General features: G+C 37.0%; 17 protein-coding genes. 9 read left to right on the forward strand and 8 right to left on the reverse strand.

The genetic code is table 11. From position 1 onward, the window contains the following. Together JSS34_02165 and JSS34_02170 are read left to right on the forward strand one after the other, a co-directional pair. Positions 1–283 (forward strand): transposase (locus JSS34_02165; GenBank protein MBS0185146.1); only part of this gene is annotated, 283 nt, incomplete at its 5' end. A gap of 47 nt (positions 284–330) precedes the next feature. Further along, positions 331–1,437, forward strand: a complete 1,107-nt coding sequence (locus JSS34_02170; GenBank protein ID MBS0185147.1) for a hypothetical protein — start codon at positions 331–333, stop codon at positions 1,435–1,437. A gap of 6 nt (positions 1,438–1,443) precedes the next feature. Here JSS34_02170 and JSS34_02175 read toward each other — a convergent pair whose 3' ends face one another. The 5 genes from JSS34_02175 to JSS34_02195 form a co-directional block, all read right to left on the reverse strand. Next, positions 1,444–3,225 carry an AAA family ATPase gene (locus tag JSS34_02175; GenBank protein ID MBS0185148.1) on the reverse strand — a complete coding sequence of 594 codons (1,782 nt, stop codon included), beginning with the start codon at positions 3,223–3,225 and terminating at the stop codon, positions 1,444–1,446. A gap of 197 nt (positions 3,226–3,422) precedes the next feature. Then, a complete protein-coding gene (locus JSS34_02180) occupies positions 3,423–4,088 on the reverse strand; it encodes a dTMP kinase (GenBank protein MBS0185149.1) in 666 nt (221 codons plus the stop codon). 3 nt (positions 4,089–4,091) lie between these two features. After that, positions 4,092–5,306 carry a D-alanyl-D-alanine carboxypeptidase gene (locus JSS34_02185; protein ID MBS0185150.1) on the reverse strand — a complete coding sequence of 405 codons (1,215 nt, stop codon included), beginning with the start codon at positions 5,304–5,306 and terminating at the stop codon, positions 4,092–4,094. A gap of 54 nt (positions 5,307–5,360) precedes the next feature. Next, positions 5,361–6,263 carry a septal ring lytic transglycosylase RlpA family protein gene (locus JSS34_02190; protein ID MBS0185151.1) on the reverse strand — a complete coding sequence of 301 codons (903 nt, stop codon included), beginning with the start codon at positions 6,261–6,263 and terminating at the stop codon, positions 5,361–5,363. Between the two features lie 14 nt (positions 6,264–6,277). Beyond that, a complete protein-coding gene (locus JSS34_02195; protein MBS0185152.1) occupies positions 6,278–6,469 on the reverse strand; it encodes a hypothetical protein in 192 nt (63 codons plus the stop codon). A gap of 219 nt (positions 6,470–6,688) precedes the next feature. Between JSS34_02195 and JSS34_02200 the strand changes: the two genes are divergently transcribed. Both JSS34_02200 and JSS34_02205 read left to right on the forward strand, forming a co-directional pair. Then, on the forward strand, positions 6,689–7,018 hold the full coding sequence (locus JSS34_02200; GenBank protein ID MBS0185153.1) for a hypothetical protein: 330 nt from the start codon (positions 6,689–6,691) through the stop codon (positions 7,016–7,018). A gap of 476 nt (positions 7,019–7,494) precedes the next feature. Beyond that, positions 7,495–8,328, forward strand: coding sequence for a hypothetical protein (locus JSS34_02205; GenBank protein ID MBS0185154.1), 834 nt, complete (start codon positions 7,495–7,497; stop codon positions 8,326–8,328). A gap of 67 nt (positions 8,329–8,395) precedes the next feature. Here the strand turns inward: JSS34_02205 and JSS34_02210 are convergent, their stop codons facing one another. Then, the gene (locus JSS34_02210; protein ID MBS0185155.1) at positions 8,396–8,968 is read right to left on the reverse strand and encodes a YqgE/AlgH family protein; all 573 of its coding nucleotides are present in this window, start codon (positions 8,966–8,968) and stop codon (positions 8,396–8,398) included. A 154-nt stretch (positions 8,969–9,122) separates the two neighbouring features. Between JSS34_02210 and JSS34_02215 the strand changes: the two genes are divergently transcribed. The 5 genes from JSS34_02215 to pgeF are packed head-to-tail and all read left to right on the forward strand — an operon-like array spanning position 9,123 to position 14,335. Then, positions 9,123–10,802 (forward strand): thioredoxin family protein, encoded by a 1,680-nt coding sequence (locus tag JSS34_02215; protein MBS0185156.1) that lies wholly within the window; start codon positions 9,123–9,125, stop codon positions 10,800–10,802. Next, positions 10,802–11,791 carry an ADP-glyceromanno-heptose 6-epimerase gene (rfaD, locus tag JSS34_02220; GenBank protein MBS0185157.1) on the forward strand — a complete coding sequence of 330 codons (990 nt, stop codon included), beginning with the start codon at positions 10,802–10,804 and terminating at the stop codon, positions 11,789–11,791. Before JSS34_02215 ends, rfaD begins: the two co-directional genes overlap by 1 nt. Next, a complete protein-coding gene (locus tag JSS34_02225; protein MBS0185158.1) occupies positions 11,791–12,582 on the forward strand; it encodes a prolipoprotein diacylglyceryl transferase in 792 nt (263 codons plus the stop codon). The genes rfaD and JSS34_02225 overlap by 1 nt, the downstream gene beginning before the upstream one ends. After that, positions 12,582–13,634 carry an SAM-dependent methyltransferase gene (locus JSS34_02230; GenBank protein ID MBS0185159.1) on the forward strand — a complete coding sequence of 351 codons (1,053 nt, stop codon included), beginning with the start codon at positions 12,582–12,584 and terminating at the stop codon, positions 13,632–13,634. The genes JSS34_02225 and JSS34_02230 overlap by 1 nt, the downstream gene beginning before the upstream one ends. Before the next feature lie 14 nt (positions 13,635–13,648). After that, complete coding sequence (gene pgeF, locus JSS34_02235) at positions 13,649–14,335, forward strand: peptidoglycan editing factor PgeF (GenBank protein ID MBS0185160.1); 687 nt, start codon at positions 13,649–13,651, stop codon at positions 14,333–14,335. A 145-nt stretch (positions 14,336–14,480) separates the two neighbouring features. Here the strand turns inward: pgeF and JSS34_02240 are convergent, their stop codons facing one another. Both JSS34_02240 and JSS34_02245 read right to left on the reverse strand, forming a co-directional pair. Further along, positions 14,481–15,023, reverse strand: a complete 543-nt coding sequence (locus JSS34_02240; GenBank protein MBS0185161.1) for a 2TM domain-containing protein — start codon at positions 15,021–15,023, stop codon at positions 14,481–14,483. Between the two features lie 158 nt (positions 15,024–15,181). Beyond that, positions 15,182–15,403, reverse strand: coding sequence for a 2TM domain-containing protein (locus JSS34_02245; protein ID MBS0185162.1), 222 nt, complete (start codon positions 15,401–15,403; stop codon positions 15,182–15,184). Positions 15,404–15,415: the final 12 nt, after the last annotated feature.

Genomic DNA, 15,415 nt, shown 5'->3' on the forward strand with positions numbered 1-15,415 from the left:
CCTCACGCAAGCTGATGCTGCATTAGCAGATAAAGCATATGATGCAGACGAACGCGTGAGACAAAAACTTGAGGAAAAAGGATGTGAGGCCGTTATCCCGTTCAAGAAGAATCGTTTGAATCCTCTTAATTATGACAAAGACCTTTATAAATCACGTTATCTTATTGAGAATTTCTTTGCTAAGCTCAAACAATATCGAGCAATTGCAACTCGGTACGATAAGACATCTCAAAATTTTCTAGGCGCTATTTATATGATTGCTTCTATCGTTTGGCTCAATTGATGACACGCCCTAACATTATGAGAAACATTTTATTTAAGGCTATTAAGATGAATAGATTATTATCCATGCTCACAGCAATTCTCCTTCTTATTTCTTACGAAACCCGCGCTATGGAAGAAGAAAGCAGAAGAATTTCTTCTCAATACCAAATTCACCCTAAAACTGAGAGCTCTGATTATTATACAAGAACTTTAAGCTTAGCTTCTTCAGTTGCAAACGGTCTATGGAACCTTTGTCATTGGGTTACTCAAAATCCTGCGAAAGCATTTGTCCTGACTTTAGCAGCTTTGCCTTCCGTAAAGGCCACACCAGCATCTTTTTTAAGCCCACAAATGTGCTCTTTAGAACCATGTGGTGATAGCCCGAATGTTTTCCCAATGGCAACGCTGTGTCAACAAAGATCCTTAGAAGAAGCCTCTCTAAGATTAACCAGCTTATGTGAAAAATTCCCGTCCTATGTTGACAGCAGATTTAATGTTGCAAATCTCGCAGCGTTTCGTTCTGATTATTATAACCCGCTTGCGTTGTACTTAACGGATGATTTTTTTCGCCACACTTGTATTGCAACAGAGTCTTTCGATTATAAAAATCCTGAAGATATTCCAAGCACACAGGTTGACTTTAAGAACGCAACACGCGTCGAGCAAGGCTATTACGCAATCGCTCAAAAAGGAGAGATATTATTCACAGGCTCAATTTCTAATTGTGTCGCTGTTGGTATCTCAGGAAAAACAGAAAGAGGACAAATTAGAAGCTTTCTTGCCCATGTTGATCAAGATGCCATAGATGCTATGGACCAAGCTCTAGCGCGCCCCTCATCATCAGACACGAATCCCTTTGGAGGGATGGATGATTTTATATCAAATCATCAAGATGTAAATGTTATGCTTGTCAGTGGTGACATTACTCAACTCTCTTATGTCGGAGCTTTCATTGATAGTACCTGGGATGTCCCTACTGAAAGTGTTTATCATCGGCCTTGGTCTGCGACTGTCCCGGGTGAAGAAAATGAGGCAAGTCAAGGAACTCTTGTTATTAAAAAAGGGAAATTTTATCTCGCAAAAAAACCAGAACTCGTTAAAAGAAAGATGAAAAAAACACATCCAACAACAGGAAAGCCGGTTCCTTTAAAACCAATATCAAAGTTTAAATAACGGCATTTATGTTTCTAAGTTAAAGGAAATTTCCACGTCTTTTCCAGAAAAGCCAAGCCCTATGAGCATGATTTTATCTACATGTTTGTACTCTTTAATTTTAGAGCTATAGTCTTTTATTTTTATTTGATCCAAAGCTGCTTTAGCTACATCTTTTAGGTTTTCTTCTTTTCGTGCAATTTTATATTCTAAAATAAATGCAATCTTAAAAGGAGCTGTTTCTTTAGGGATAATCAGAAGATCAGCGCGTCCTTTTCCAGTCTCGCGCTCCTTTTCAACAAAATAATCTTCATTCAAACTACTTGCGAAAAGGCCCCACATAAATCCATTATAAAGAAGTTCAGCATGTTTCCCAGAGTCAAAATAACTTGCGGACACTTTTAAATAAGATTTAAGTTTTTCTGAAAATTTGGAAATATCTCCTGAAAGCAAATTTCCAACAAAAGCCCTATACTCCCTTGAATCAGTTTTAAACTTACTTTCGACCCAATGAGCAACAGAGGTCATAAACACGCCTCTAACCTCACGGTTAGGAATTTTAACACGACAGATATAAGTAATTCCATCTAGAGATTGTTTTACTTTTTCAGCTGTCACATAGCCGGAATAAAGCAAAAGATTATAAAGGGCATTCGGTGAAGATTGAATATCTTCAAACACCATTTTAGGGTCAGCCAGTATCTCAATACTTCCCTCTTCAACAAGAATCTGCATCTCTTCTTGAAATTTATCAAGGACTAAAGCACGTTCAATTAAAGCCGTACTCGCTGTTCCTACCCAATAAGCTTTTAAGGCGCCTTTATTATTTAAGCAGTTCATAATTGACCAAGGATTATAAAGGGTCAACCCTCCAATAGAGTAGCCATTATACCAAGATTTCATGTTTTTTTCTATTTCATGATTTTGATTCATTTTAGATTCCTGAAGGAGTTCTATGACTTCATCTTCAGTAAAGCCGAAATGCCCAGCATAATCTGCATCTAAAACTGAATCTTCTCCAAGATTATTAAGCCCAGAAAAAAGACTTGCTTTTGCGACACGCAAGATTCCTGTTACGACCCCCTTTTCAAGGTAGTCATTATCTTTAAGCGTGCTGCTTAAAATTTCCTTAAAAAGAACAAGCGCTTCATGAAAATAATCATTTCCAAAAGAAGATGCAGACATTGTGTTTTGTGTAAGCTGAAGCACATACCAATCATTTAAAGGCGTATCATATTCATCAATCAACACAAAAACTTTTTGACCAAAGTGCGTGAAAAGCATTTCACTTAAATACAAAATACTATTCTGCAATTCAGAATGATCAAATTCTTTTTTAATGAATTTTTCAAAAAGAGCTTTTTGCCTTTCTGAAAGTTTTTTACTCTTCATTAAGTATTCGTGTGTTGCATAAAGCCTATAAATAAGATCTCCTATACCCAACTCTAAAGCTTTATAATTATTCCCTTTTATTCCTTTAAAAGAGATAAAAATAGTCGGGATGCGCCCAAGATATTTTTCTATAATATCTTGGTATTTTCCTATCTTCATTTGAGAAAAAAGCTTGTAGCGCATTGATTTTTCTTTTACATCAATACTTCCATCCTCTTTAACAGGGATAGAAAAAAAGTACTGGAGCATTGTCATATTAAGGGTTTTTCCCCATCGACGTGGACGCGTGATAAGTGTAACTTTATAACCACTTGTTAAAACAGTTTGAATTAAGGACGTTTTATCCACAAAAAGAGCATCGCTTGTTATAAGCTCTTTAAAATCGCTGGTTCCAATATTTATGGTATAATTTACCATGTTTTCTGTCCCGTCATAATTTGCAATTTACGCCCCAATACTAAGAAAAAGTATAGCATAATCTTTTTGAAGATCTATCATGAAATACTTTCTTCATAAGGAACGTATCTCGTTGGATTAAAGATAGTTTCTAAAGAGTTTTCGAGCGCCTCACTATAATAAAACAATAAAACATGTGTTTCTTTTCAATAAAAGCTTCAAGATTTTTTTGGCATTAAATTTGGAACCCGTTTTTTTAAAACATCAATGAGACGTTCAAAAACATCATTTTCTGATCCAAGCCCAGATACCAAAACACAGCGATCTGAATTTTGCTGAGCAAGAAGACGATATCCTTCTTGAAGACGCTCATGAAAGACCAAACTTTTTTTCTCAAATCGATTTTCTTTGGTTGAACGCGCATGCGCACGTGCAAGACCAACATCAGGCGGCAAATCAAGAATAAGCGTCAGAAAAGGCTTAAAATTATTTAAAACTGTTTTTGTTAAATCTTCAATTTTTTCAACGCCGAGGTTCCCTGCAAAACCTTGATAGACCCATGAGGAATCTGTAAAACGATCACACAACACCCATGCCCCTTGTTTTAAATAGGGTTTGATAAAAAATTCCACATGATCTCTTCTGGCTGCAAAAAGAAGCAATGCTTCCGTCATGGCGTCCCAACGTTCGGGATTTCCTTGCACGAGAAGATTTCTTATTTCTTCCGCCCCTGGCGTTCCTCCTGGCTCTCGCGTTATAACAACAGGCACGCCCTGTTCTTTAAGCCAGTCCGCTACCTTTCGAATTTGGGTAGATTTTCCTGTCCCTTCACCACCTTCAAAAGTCAAAAAGAGCCCTTGTGATGGATCTTTAAAGCTTTCCACGTCCTAAAGCCCTGGAATAAAGGATTTTATTTTAAACCAAAGTTTTCCAAAAAAACCAAGCTCTTCAATTGTGCGATCAGCTCGAAGCGGAAATGTCTTAATCTCGCCATTTGGAAGTGTCACACGCATTTCTCCAATAACATCTCCTTGCATAATGGGAGCTTTAAGAGGTGTTTCATACGATAAAGTTCCTTTTACTTTGTCTTTTTCAAGACTTCTTAACGTCACAATAATGCCTTCTTGGCTATAAAGTCCGACTTCATTCGTTTTTCCCATCCAAACTGGGACAACTTCAATGACGTGTTTGGGTTGTGCCAAAATAACATTTTCAAATTCTCTAAATCCCCAATTTATTAAGGTTTCTGAGTCTTTCGCACGGTCTTTCATGGAAGGACAACCATTAATTACCATAATCAAACGACGTCCTTCACGCACAACAGAAGCAACAAGCCCAAATCCTCCATCATCTGTATGGCCTGTTTTAAGGCCATCACATCCCATATTTTTATAGAGAAGGGGATTGCGGTTCCCTTGCTTAATCCCATTATACGTAAAATCAATTTCAGAATAATAAGCGTAATACTCTGGAAAATCTTGAATCGTTCTTAAAGCAATCAGGGCAATATCCCGTGCCGTCATTTTATGATTTGGATCTTCCCAACCTGTAGAGTTTGTAAAATGACTCGACGTTGCTCCCAATTCATGAGCACGTTTTGTCAAATGACGTGCAAAATTTTCTTCCGTTCCGGCAAGTGCCTCCGCCACAACAATACAAGCATCATTTCCAGACTGGACAATAATCCCCCGAAGCAAATCTTCAAGACGTATTTGACTCCCCAAATCCACAAACATCTTAGATCCTTGCATACGCCATGCTTTTTCACTAACAGGGAAAGTCGTATCAAGTGTTAACGAGCCATTTTTAAGCTTTTCAAACACCAAATACACCGTCATGACTTTGCTCATTGAAGACGGAGAAATAGGCGCTTCTCCATTTTTAGAAAATAAGACATCCCCTGTTTGGGCATCTAAGAGATAAGCTGTTGAAGCAGAAAGATCGAGGAGATTTTCTTCTTTTTTTTCAGGACCTTGACTGACAATATCTTTATGGGACGCATCAAGTTCCACCGTTGCGTGGGCTAAAAAAGATTGACAAAACAGGCTCGCCATGACCCATAAAACAACATAAAACCTTTTAAAAAAAGTAGAAGAAATCATATTTGTGTCCTTTTTCATCATTCAAAAACGCTATTTTCCAAAGTTGGGAAGCTCCTATTTTGTAGCAGTTATTAGAGCTTTCGAAAACCCCTTTCCTTTAACAGCCTTTAAAACTTTTTCAGCTTCCTTCCAATTTGAAAACGGACCGATCTGAACTTTATAAAAGATATCTTTTCCAACTTTTTCTTGAGCAATAGAAGATCTCCCAAACTTTTCCATTTTTGCGGACAGTTTTGCGGCCTCTCTATAATCTTTTATGAGGGGAAGATCAATATAATCCCCTCCTTTTTGAATTGGAAGAGGCTCAGAAGTAAAGACACTTTCTTTAAATGGATCGACATATGGAAGAGGTTTAATGCTCTCAATATCAACAGTCTCAACAGGAAGAGGTGCTGGTTTTTTCTGAGAAGGTCGTTTTCCAAGAGCCATTTCTTTTAAAAGACGACTTTCATGTTCCAAAACTTTAATATGGACACGTGCTAATCCTTTTTGAAACACGCCTAAGAGTTGCGCTGCGCGTTTAGAGAGGTCAAGAATTCTCCCATCATAAAAAGGACCTCTGTCATTGACACGAACATCCAAAACACGTCCATTATCAAGATTATGAACCCGAATTAAACACGGTAATTGAAGCGTTTTATGCGCTGCACTAATTTGATTTTGATCAAAAATTTCCATATTGGCTGTTGTCTTTTCATGAAATCCAGGGCCATACCATGAAGCAAGACCCGTTTCTTCAAAATGGAAAGTCTCACGTGGACTATACGTCACACCTTTAATTGTATAGGGGTTCCCAATTTTATAAGTTCCACGTTTTGCGTAAAGCGGCGCCCGTGACGGCCTTTCAATTCCTTCAAAATGAGACGAAGAGGAGCATCCATTTAAGATGATTAAAGCAGAAAAACCCAAGCAGGATATTAAAGTAAAACGAAGATTTTTTAAAAAAATATTTAACATTGAATTTACATATTTTAATTAGATTTTTCAGCAGAATCAATCTTTTGAGAGAGCGTTTCGATCTCTTTTTCAAGCGCGTTAATTTTTTCAGGAAGATCACACAATTCTTTAATTTTTTGAAAAGGACTTCCTAATTTATCAATTCGCCCTAATGCCTTAAGAGCGATTCCTGCAATTTCATCTAACAATCGATTTTGCGTTTGCATCTTTTCAAACCTCTTTTTACACGACTTCTTCTTTTGCCTTTACCACAGAAAAAGAGAGAAAACCAGCATATCAAGATTTTTGGCATGCATTTTAAAAAGAATTTACCTTTTTAAAAACATTCTATACCTTAAATAAAGTCAAAGATTAAATTAAATTTTTTAACCGTCCAAGGAGGCTCGCGTGATACACTTTTATAAAAAATAGCTTTTGCCTTTATCTTGACAAATTCTTTTTTGATGGAAGTTCATCAAGGAAACTATGCTCCTGAACCTGGTGTTTATCAATCAAAGCATAAATCCTCAACGATTATCGTTCATAATAATCATACGATATCAGGCACCTGGAAAGATCATGCTCGAAAACTTATAACATTTCGGGGCAGCCAACTCCCTACTGGAGGGGGATACACCATTATAAACGAATGCCCCTCTAATGGATGTGAACCTGATGACAAACAAACTCAAATCCTTCAGTTACAAGAAACATCTTCAGGTTTTATCCTTTCTGCAAAAGGAGAAAACTGGAGCCAAGAGTTTACGGGTATCTGAGACTGTATAAAGTAGGGCGGATCTTAAAGTCTTCAAACACCCTTCATTCAGTATTGAACCAAGTCAAGGAGCTCCTGTTATTTTTGGATCCTACACAGAAGATGAAAAACCAGCTGTTTTTAAAGCCCTCATGTCTCCTGCTGTCAACCTTGGGAATGTAAATACAAAGTTTCCAAACCTTGATGTTGGATTTGTTCCGGATACTGCTTATCAAATTCTTGAATATGAGACCGTCATACAAACCAAATGATGAATTATGACCGATTTAAGTCACTTGTTGATCCCATCTCTCTCCCAAATTACCAAAGCTCAAATCCAGAAAGCCAAATTTATAAATCTGACGGATTTTCAACTGATTTTTTTAGCCTCAATGAAAAAATAAAAAAATTAGGAACCCCCCCCAAGATCTCATAGAGCTTGCCAGAACTAAACTCCGCTCACATCTTAATTTTGAGAGTACAGCCCCAGATGCTTACATGACACAAGAACTTTATGATAAGGTTATTCGCCTTGAAATGACTGCTTTTTTAAAAAATCATCAACTTCTTTGGAGATTTACATATGGATTAGAAAGGAACCCCTTTTCTCTTGACGATATTATTACAGTCTCATCACATCCCGCATCCCTATTCCTTTATACATCTTCTGTTGATGGCGGTTTTTCCTATAGTGTTCGACTTTTAGACGGATTGTACTTTTACCCAAAAATGCATGTCCTACCTAATCACGGGGTTAATCGTCCTGCCTCTCAAGAAGATCCTTCTGCTCTTGTCTTTCTTAGATTACATATGCAAGAATTGAGCAAACTTAAAGAAAATCAAACTGCATATGAAAAGGGTCTCCAAGAGTTTCCCATGCAAGGCATGTACAAAGATGCTATACAGAAGGGTCAAGCACAGCTAAAAAAGCTCTCCAATTATTCTCTCTATTGTCTTTCAGTTCCACGTCAAGAATTAGAGGCACTTTCAGATTATTTTTATGATGCAAGTGCCTTAAACTTACCTCATATAGGGCTTTGTGTTCGTGGAAAAACATCTGCTTCTCTTTTTAATCACAAAATCTTTACTCGAAAAAAAGCAGGTGAAAATATAAGCGTTACCTCTTGGAAATTTGATAAGAGTGGAAGAGAAGTTCCAGAAACCCGTGAAGACCGCCAAAGACTTGTTAGCACTTGGCACAAATGGATGGCAGAAAACCTTCACGTTCTTTTTCAAAACAATCAAATTGTTGAAGGAGATAAAACCCCTTCCCATACCTTTTATCAGAGATTTTATGGTCAAATAGGCTTTACACTAGAAGGGTTATTATAACTTCGCCTTATATAAAGTTCTCATTCAGCCTGACGGCTTTAATTTTGCCCTCAAGACGACTTCTTTTTTACGCACGTCCTGAGGTCGTAAAAAGACAATCCGGATTAATTTTTAAATCTCGGTAAAGCGTTTTCCATTGGGAAGAAGGCTCTTTACCAAAGATAAAATCTTTCCTTCCGTCCGTTAAAAGCCAGATATTTTCCTGAAGTTCTTCTAAAAATTGAGACGTCTCCCATCCTGTATATCCCAAAAAAAATGAAAATTTTTGTGGGCCCCGGCCTTCAGAAATATGAGAGAGGATATCAATACGATTCGTTAAACAAAATTCTTGATTTTCTACAAGGATTTCCATTGTATCGGAACCTTTATAGTCTGGGCTGTGAAGAACAAATCCACGACTTGTGTCAACAGGTCCTCCAAAATAAATAGGAGAGGTCGCTTGAGAGGAAATGCTCGATAATTTTAATTCTAAGAGAAGATTCCTCAAAGAAGGTCTGCTCATCGGACGATTTAAGATAAGTCCCACGATCCCTTTTTCATCTTGTCCGCAAATTAAAATAATTGTTTTTGAAAAAAGGGATTCCTGCATAGAGGGTGTTGACACAAGAAACTTTCCCACCAAAGACTCATTGACACTCATTTTATTAGCCCTTTAAAACAACTTTCTCATTCGATATTATATCTCTGAAATCTTGGTTTTTTAAAATATTAAATGTATAGTAAGGAAAACTTTAATCTTTCTAATTCTCATGAAGATACACAGCAATCCTTTTTTTGTCGAGTGGGTCAACGTAATGATTTTAAAATTAAAAAAAATAACCTTATTCTTCTTTTTGTTATGCGGGCTCTTTTCTTATCTGTCTTTGATTTGCCTCCCCTCTCCTCTTTTTGCTTCACCCAAAGATCCGATCCAAGTCCAGATTTTAAGCTCCTCAACGCATTTTGGGAAAGAAACGTCTCTTCTTCTTGGTCTTGAAATTACGCTTCAAGAAGGCTGGCATATTTATGCTCCTCAAAAGGAAGCTGTTTTTCCGCCTCCGACTTTTGAAAACAACACTTCTTTGAATATGGGAACCTTAACTTTTTTCTGGCCTCCAGCTCAGAAGATTTCAAAAGGAGCAGAGGACATCCTTGTCTATGCTCAAAAAATTATCCTCCCTTTTACCTCCTCTATTCTAGACCCTTCTAAAACCGCCGTTTTAAAAACCACTTTAAAACTTATCGCCTGTAATCATCGACAATGCATGCCTTATAACAAAGACCTCCATTATACGATCTCTCCGGGATCCTTAGAGGAAACCCCTGAAGCTCCTCTCCTTAAAGCTGCTCTTAAAAATGCCTCTCTTGAATTTCCCAGCTCTCTTCCCTCTCAGAAGAACGCCTTTTTGATGTTCCTTACAATTCTTGGCAGTGCTTTTTTAGGAGGACTCATTTTAAATTTTATGCCCTGCGTTTTGCCGGTTCTTTCTTTAAAATTTCTATCCGTTCTTAAAAAAAGATCTTCGTCTGAAACCATCCCTCTTTCCCATCTTAAAATTCGATTTTTAATGAGCTTTTTGGGCATCTTAACTTTTTTTTGTGGATTTGGCCTCATAAGCAGCAGTGCACGCTTTTTTGGAAAGCATATTGGTTGGGGATTTCAATTTCAAAGCCCTTCTTTTTTAGGAATTATGATTCTCATCCTCTTTCTTTTTTCTCTCAATCTTTGGGGATTTTTTGAAATTAATCTTCCGTCTTTTCTTTTAGAGTGGATCAACAAACACACGGTCATTCCTCAAAAAATTAAGACATCTGAGGCCACATTTTCCTCCTTTGCAAACGATTATGCCTCTGGGCTCTTTTCAGCACTCCTTGCAACACCCTGTACAGCTCCTTTTTTAAGTGTGGCATTAGGGGCAAGCTTAACCCAAGATCCTTTTCGTATTTTTTTTATATTTCTTGTCATTGGAATAGGATTTGGATTTCCTTATCTTTTGATGACTTTTTACCCGCAAATTCTTTTAAAACTTCCAGCTCCTGGATCTTGGATGAAAACCTTTAAAAGAATATTAAGCTTAGGACTTTTTGGAACCGGTCTTTGGCTCCTCTTTGTTCTTGTTATGCCTTATATATCAGTTTCTAAAAGTGATTCTGAATGGATTCCTTATTCGTCTCAATCCCTCGAAAACCACCTTCAAAAAGGGGATTCTGTTTTGGTCGATGTCACAGCAGAATGGTGCCTTACCTGTAAAATGAATAAATTTAGGGTGTTTCAAAACCATACGTTCAAAAAACTTGCCAAAGAACATGGCCTTATCCTGATGCGCGCAGATTGGACACGTCCAAATGCAAAAATTGAAGACTACTTGAAAAGTTATGGGCGAACTGCTATTCCTTTCACCGTCTATTATACGCCCCTACATCCGAAGGGACTTATTCTTCCCGAACTTTTAACCCCTTCTTTTCTTATAAACTTTCTTCAGGAGACTCCATAATGTTTGTGGTTACAGGTGGTGCCGGTTTTATTGGATCAAACCTTGTTAAAAAGTTAGAGGATCTTTATCCAACAACTGAAGTTGTTGTGGTGGATGTTTTTGGTTCTTCTGAAAAATGGCAAAATATTGTGAAGCGTTTTAACATATCAGGGATTATCGCGCCTTCTGAACTTTTAAGCTTTCTTGATCAGAATTCTCAAAAAATTCAAGCCATTTTTCACTTAGGCGCCATTTCTTCAACAGTTGAAAAAGATGTTGATCTTATTGTTGATTCTAATATTCGCTTATCTCTTAAGCTGTGGAATTGGTGCACCCACCATGCAACTCCTTTTATTTATGCCTCTTCAGCTGCCACCTATGGAGATGGCGAACGCGGTTTTTCAGATGATATGAGCTCTGAAAACCTCAGATCTTTAAGACCATTAAATGCCTATGGATGGAGCAAACATTTTTTTGATCTTCAAGCTCTTCGTTTAAGCGCAGAAAATAAGTGTCCACCCCAATGGGCTGGGCTTAAATTTTTTAATGTTTATGGACCGAATGAAGACCATAAAGGAGGACAAAAAAGTGTTATTGCAACCTTCTATCCTCAAATTCTAAAAGAAGGAAAAATTCGGCTTTTTAAATCCAATGACCCTGCTTATAAAGATGGTGAGCAGCTTCGTGATTTTGTATGGGTGGGTGATTGCGTAAATGTGATGGTTTGGCTTTATCAGAATCCAACGATAAGTGGTCTTTTTAATATTGGGACAGGACAAGCCCGTAGTTTTAATGATCTTGCAAAGTCTGTTTTTAAAGCGCTTTCACGGCCTGTGGTTATTGATTATGTAGATATGCCTGAAAGCCTTCAAAACAAATATCAAAACTTTACAGAAGCTTCCTTAACCAATTTAAGAAACGCAGGATATGTTCACCCTTTTACAAGTCTTGAAGAAGGTGTGCGGCTTTATGTTCAAAACTTCTTAATGCAAGCGGATCCTTATCTCTAATGAGCCTACCTTTTCCAAACATCTCACCCATTGCCCTAAACATCGGACCTCTTAATGTAACATGGTATGGGATTTCTTATGCTGTAGGCATTTTTTTAGCTTGGCGTTACATTCTCTATCTTCTTAAAAAACATAGCGCTTCTCCTTTGACTTCTAAAACTTTTGATGACTTTATTGTCTGGGCTGTTTTTGCCATTATCCTAGGAGGCAGACTTGGATATACGATGTTCTATAGACCTCTTTATTATCTCTCCAACCCTTTAGAAATATTCTATACATGGGAAGGAGGAATGTCTTTTCATGGGGGGCTTTTAGGTGTTCTTCTTGCCGCTCTCCTTTTTTGTCACTTAAAAAAAATCCCTTTTCTCCAGTTTACTGATTTCTTATCCTGTGCAGCGCCGATTGGTCTTTTTTTAGGACGCCTTGCAAATTTTATAAATGGCGAACTCTATGGGCGCCCAACCTCGGTTGCTTGGGGTATTTATTTTCCAAAAGGAGGAAATGTTCCAAGGCATCCAAGTCAACTTTATGAAGCTTTTTTTGAGGGTCTTTTTCTTTTTCTACTTCTTTTTTTCCTTGGCAAAAAAGACTCCCTTTGGAAAAAACAGGGATATTTGACAGGAATTGGACTTATTGGTTATGGCCTTTTACGCATTGGATGTGAATTTTATCGTCTCCCTGATCGTCATCTCGGGTTCTTTTTTGAACACCTCACGTGGGGTCAAATTCTCTCTCTTCCCATGATTCTTCTTGGGAGTATTCTCCTTAAAAACAAAAAACGATCTTTTTAATGTCTCCTTTACGTCTTCTCCTTGAGAAAAAGATCCGAACCAACGGGCCTCTTAAAATTTCTGCGTTCATGGAACTTTGTCTCTTTCATCCCCATCATGGCTATTACAAAAATTCACTTCCTCTTGGAAAAACAGGAGACTTCATTACAGCTCCAGAAATTTCTCAACTTTTTGGAGAAATAATAGGGCTTTATTTTGTTGATCAATGGCAAAAGATGGCATCCCCCTTGTGTCTTAATTTTATTGAATTTGGTCCTGGAAACGGAACACTCCTTAGAGATATTATGCGTATCTTTCAGAAATTTTCTCTTTTAAAAAAAACACGTTTCTTTCTTCTTGAGATCAATCCTCTTCTTATTCAAAAGCAAAAAGAGTTATGTCTTCCTCTCTCAAGAGAATGCCAATGGTTTGATGACATTTCATCTCTTCTAAAAGCGCTTCCACTTCATCTCACTTTTTTTGTTGGAAATGAATTTTTGGACGTCTTTCCAATAGATCAATATATCTTTAAAGGAAAAAGATGGTGGGAGAGACGTATTGGAATAGAATCGGATCATTTTATAATTAAAGAGGTTTTATGTGAAGATTCTATCCTTCCTTTTCCCAAAAATCCTTCCCCTAACGCAATCTTTGAAATCTCTTCTCAACAAAAAGATTTTTTTCAAAAACTTCTTCTTGGATTAAAGGAACTCTCTTTTTCAGGACTTTTTATTGATTATGGGTATGAAGAGGGACAAGGAGATTCTTTGCAAGCTGTGTCGCATCATAGTTTTTCCAATATTTTCGATAAAATTGGAGAACAAGATCTTACAGCACATGTTAATTTTAAATATCTGAAGGACCTTTCAGTTCAGATTCTACCCCATCTTCACGATCAAAACATTTTTCCTCAAGGCCCTTTTTTAAAAAATTTAGGGATTGACATAAGAGCCCAAATGCTGATTCAGTCAAATCCTAAATTAAAAAAAATATTTGAAGAAGCTCTGTTTCGTTTAACAGATTCTTCTCAGATGGGAAGCCTCTTCAAAATATTCAAACTTCATAACCCTTGAGTTCAATTTGTCCCATGATTTCTTTTCTTCAATCAAAAAACTTATCCAATTTTTTAAATCTTGAACATGGTTTTTTAAAAAAAGATCAAGTTTTAACGCCGACGCCTTACTTTCTGCATCAAATACATTCTAATAAAATCGTCACCTTAGATTCTATTCCTTCAAAACCTATTGATGCAGACGGAATGGTTACAAAAAAAACACATCTCGCTCTTGGTCTTAAAACTGCAGACTGCGTACCCGTCCTTTTATATGACCCAGAAGCTTCAGTTATAGGAGCTCTTCATGCGGGATGGAAAGGAGCACGCCAGGATATTTGTAGAAATTGCATCCTTGAAATGGAAAAGCTCGGATCAAACAGGACACATATGATCGCAGCTTTAGGTCCTTCCATTTCTCAAGAAAGTTATGAGGTCGGACCTGAATTTTGGAAAGATTTCCATGATGAAAACCCTGAAAATGATAAGTTTTTCAGTCCCTCAGGCCAAAAAGATCATTTTTTATTCGATTTGAAGGGATATGTTGTTAAGAAACTTCAAGATGAAGGAATTTTAAACATTGAGGTTCTTCCATTTAATACCTATACATCCTCTCATTTGTTTCATAGCTATCGTAAGGCCACGCATGAAGGCCTTACACGTCAAAAAGAATATAACCCTGATAAAAAACCAAATAATGTTTCTTTTATTAAGTTAAAATAAGGTTATCTTTCAAAAAATATTTTCTTTATTTAAAAACCAAAAAAACCCAGATTTATCCTTTTTCGGATAGTCATCTGGGTCTCATTTGATAATAGAGATTCACAACGTTTTTAAGAAGTATCTCTTGTCTTTTTTTATTACGTTTTTATTTCTTTGGCGCTTTTGGAGACGCCTTTTTAGGAGCCGCTTTTTTAGCAGCTGCTTTTTTAGGAGCTGCTTTTTTCTTAGGAGCGGAGGTCTTTTTAGCTGGCTTAACTTTTGCAGTATCTGCTAGCGAAGCTGAAACAGTTTTTACCTTTTTAACAGATTTATGTGCCATTTTCTTTGTTAAAACAAGAGAAGAATTATCGGTCTTTACACTTTTTTTTCTCATAAGACGGTTCAATTGATCTGTTTCCCACTCAGGTTTTAAGAAAGGAAGAGGAAGGGCCTCCAAAATAGAATTCATTGTTTTTTGAATTGATTTAGGAAGGATCTGAAGATCAACTGCAACAAAAAAGAGGGGTGTTCCCCATCCTAATATAACCCAAATCGGCCAAAAATAATCTTCTCCCGACAAAAGCCAGTACACAATAAAAAAAATGTTCACGATAACATAGAGTGAAACTTGCTTATAAAACCCAGAAAGTTCTTTTACGTATGCTACTGCATCTTCTTGATTTGTAAACGTTCTACGCGTTGTTGTCATGTAAAGCTCCCTTATTTAATGCTTTTGTTCACTGTACCATGTTTTTGCAGCAACACAATACTCATTTTACTGAAAAAAACATTCCTTTTATTTTTTCAACATCATTGTGGCAAGACTACATCATTTTTATCTACTTGAAAAGTCTCTCTTTAAGATCTTCATTTTTTTGGTGAAAGACGTATAAAACCCGCAGCAGAAAATCCTATTGCAACACCCCAGCCGAGCATGGCCCATATTGGCCAAAAATACCCTCTTCCAGAAAAAAACCAAATTGCAACAAAAAATAAATTGCAGATTAGATATGTGGTTAATTCCTTATAAAATTTCTCACGTTTTCTTAAGTGAGCTGATGTTTCGTTTTGATTTTGAGTGGATTTCATGTTCTTCCCCTT

Source organism: Pseudomonadota bacterium, from assembly GCA_018242545.1.
GTDB lineage: Bacteria > Pseudomonadota > Alphaproteobacteria > 16-39-46 > 16-39-46 > 16-39-46.